Annotated in this window: 5 protein-coding genes; all 5 read right to left on the bottom strand. The window is 43.8% G+C overall.

The features are described 5' to 3' along the window. On the bottom strand, positions 1-317 hold a 317-nt coding region (locus KIS29_11470), incomplete at its 3' end, for a hypothetical protein (protein ID MBX8640945.1). A 61-nt stretch (positions 318-378) separates the two neighbouring features. Next, positions 379-1,125 carry a hypothetical protein gene (locus KIS29_11465; protein ID MBX8640944.1) on the bottom strand — a complete coding sequence of 249 codons (747 nt, stop codon included), beginning with the start codon at positions 1,123-1,125 and terminating at the stop codon, positions 379-381. Next, the gene (locus tag KIS29_11460; GenBank protein ID MBX8640943.1) at positions 1,112-1,540 is read right to left on the bottom strand and encodes a hypothetical protein; all 429 of its coding nucleotides are present in this window, start codon (positions 1,538-1,540) and stop codon (positions 1,112-1,114) included. Before KIS29_11460 ends, KIS29_11465 begins: the two co-directional genes overlap by 14 nt. Positions 1,541-1,629: 89 nt before the next feature. Further along, positions 1,630-2,514 carry a hypothetical protein gene (locus KIS29_11455; protein ID MBX8640942.1) on the bottom strand — a complete coding sequence of 295 codons (885 nt, stop codon included), beginning with the start codon at positions 2,512-2,514 and terminating at the stop codon, positions 1,630-1,632. A 34-nt stretch (positions 2,515-2,548) separates the two neighbouring features. Then, positions 2,549-2,830, bottom strand: a 282-nt coding sequence (locus tag KIS29_11450) for a hypothetical protein (GenBank protein ID MBX8640941.1), incomplete at its 5' end; no start/stop codon positions are given.

Here is a 2,830-nt window from a genome sequence, read left to right as displayed (position 1 = left end):
ACCAAGGCGGCCTGGTTTGTCCATTCCATATACAGAGATACTGGCTGGCCAAGCATGACGTAATACATCAGATCTCCAGCTCCATTCATGATAAGCGTATAGGCATAGAGTGGAATCACGTAAGATCTTGCAGCTATGCCCATGAGTATAAGCACAGAAGGAACCAGAAATCCAAACGTGAATAGGTGGTAGTTGTTCCATTGTAATAATATATTATAGGGGAAAATCGTGTCCTGCCACATGATGACATCATAATAGGCAAACATAAGGAAGGCAGCAATGGCCACTGTGTAATCGATCCAGTCATGCTTGTTCATTTCAAGGCCTCCATGGTTTTGTTTTTTTCCGGATTCTTCTTTTTTTCAGTATATATTCCATTTATAGTTCTCCATCTCCATTCGTGCTGAGGACCTTCAATTTGCCATAATATTTCGGTATTGATTCCGGTATCTTTCCAAGGACGAACTGCATGAGATCTCGCTTGATTTGGCGTGCGTTTTCCAATTCGAGTACTATGTTGTAACCTTTCTGGACACGGCCATAATCATCGGTATTCTTGGCCACGAATGCCTTAAAATGCATCTCTGCATGCCAGTTTTCAGCTATGATAATGTTGGCATTAAAGTGCTTTGGAATTGACGTTTTAGTTTCTTCTTCCTCAGTTGTGCGCTCAACATCACCGAGGGATATATTCTGCGTGTCAAGGCGCTCTGATACCCTCATGTCTCTTATTGCGTTCCTGACGTCTTCATCCAATTCTTCTGTGTGGCGGGAAAGCCATTCTAATAGTGACTTCTTCGTGAACTTGGCCCGTTCATAATCTCCGTCCCATACGACATATCCAGTTGTATGGTCTCTGTAATTTTGTTTTCTTGTGAAGAACATCTCGATATCAGCATTGAGTTCCGGCTGAAACCTGATGATTTCTCCCTTGTCTGTTCTTGCTGCAAGGTATTCTTCGTTCCAGTAGATCTCTTTGACTTTGTTCATGGTTTTCTGGCAGTAGTCTATAATACCTGCTGATTCACCAAATGATATACTTTCCACCACCGAAGGGGGTGCGTTGTATATCATCACGTTAGAGCCGTCTTTTACCCATTTTTCCAAATTACTATTGTTTTCCATTTTTCACCTTCCTATTTTTATCCACGACTGATTTAGAAATCGCTGGAGCATTAAACGGATGGGTGTTGATATTTGTGCTAAGCTTGAATGAGCTTAACACCCTATCTGGATGTTCACACTGCCATACTGGGCCGTGATGACCATTGCCTGAAAACCGGATGTCATACCTGATCGTTCGGTAGGGTCTCAGCATGAGGAGGTTTGTCATCTGTTCCTTCTCCTTTTTGGAAAGATCACGCCTTGAATGCTTCGATGTCTTGACCTCGATGATTATATCATGGCAGATGTCTTCAAGGTCTCCGTACTGGTTCTGGCCGAGATTCAGGATTATATGACCTTCATGCTCAAGCATCCTCTTGCGTTCCGTTTCGGCAGATGTGCCGTTATGGAGGCTCATTTCAAAATCTCCTTCCACATCTTGAACACTTATGTGATCCAGAATGCGGGTGAGTGAGTACACAATCATGGTAGCAGACTGCCTTCAGGTTTTCTTCTGTTGTCATCTCACACCCCGCAATATCCTGCCTGTTCACAACCCATCTCATCATGCACGTCATGGGTATCGTCAAGCGTTGTCTGCATTGTCAGCGAAAAATACTCTGCAAGTTTCCGAAGTGATACGCCTTTCGGATTCAATTTGTATGTCGGAAAGTTCAGGTCTGATTCTTCCAAACTGACAGCATCCCAGTAGAGATCTGGATGATTTCTATACAGGATTCCCCATTGCTTCTCGGATTGGAACGGACAGAAATAGCATCCAGATTTAGGTGGACTTTCATAACCATGATCGGTGACGTATTTTACGCAATCCTTTCGGGTCATCTTTCTGTCAATCAACGGATATTCAACGGTATATTCTGCAAGATGAGGTTTATACATTCTTGTCAGTTCCTCATAACCAAGGCCGATGACGGCAACACATGGCTTCATGTAATTCCCTTTTACCTGTTCTTCTCGGATATAGTCCCTATGAATCGGTATCAACTTGCTGTCCGAGGTGCACCACCTCGACTGCGGGTTTATGCTTGGCAACCGTCTCCTTGCGATTATCTCATCTCTCAGACTGGTTACAACCTTCTGGTGAACATGATACTTTTCATTCTCATGGTCTCGTATGGCTGCCTTGTCTTTTCTGGATAGATCTTCGGTTTGCTTCAACATGTTTTTGTAATCTATGAGAGCATCACCATGCAATGTTGTAATATCCGTGACTGTTTTTCTCATCCTTACTGTTATGAATGGTATTCCCATTCTATCGCATATCGGCTTTGCAACCTTCTCTATGTGGGCATACGTTTCCGGATGTTCCCCGCCAGTATCGGCAAAGACAACCTCATCTATCTGTATATCACCCTGCTCTGCCATCACAAGCAGAGCAAATGTCTGCATCCCTGCACCATAACTGAGAAATCTGGATTTCATTTTAGGGCCTCCAATTTGAGATTATAGCGGACTTGAGGTCGTTCAGTGAAGAATAGAACTGGACTGACATCTTCTGGACCATCTCTATGACCTGGGATATGGATTCATCAGTTCTCTGAGTCTGCTCGAGCGAAAGCTCCTGGTGCTTCTTGAGTATCTGCTGCTGGCCCTCTTCTATCTTCTGGATGGCCTCAAATTTCTCGTAAAACTTCCCGGAGAAAAGGTCATTCAGGAAGCCCCTGTATATCTGCATGTTGTAGATGAACTTGTTAGGATGGACGGA

Source organism: Candidatus Sysuiplasma jiujiangense (assembly GCA_019721075.1).
GTDB classification, from domain to species: domain Archaea; phylum Thermoplasmatota; class Thermoplasmata; order Sysuiplasmatales; family Sysuiplasmataceae; genus Sysuiplasma; species Sysuiplasma jiujiangense.
This window is presented reverse-complemented; position numbering and strand designations above follow the sequence as displayed.

What these genes read in the sequence shown, in the direction of transcription:
- KIS29_11455 (MBX8640942.1), bottom strand. Translation starts at nt 2,514, where the DNA reads ATGCAGACATTTGCTCTGCTTGTGATGGCAGAGCAGGGTGATATACAG.
- KIS29_11465 (MBX8640944.1), bottom strand. Translation starts at nt 1,125, where the DNA reads ATGGAAAACAATAGTAATTTGGAAAAATGGGTAAAAGACGGCTCTAAC.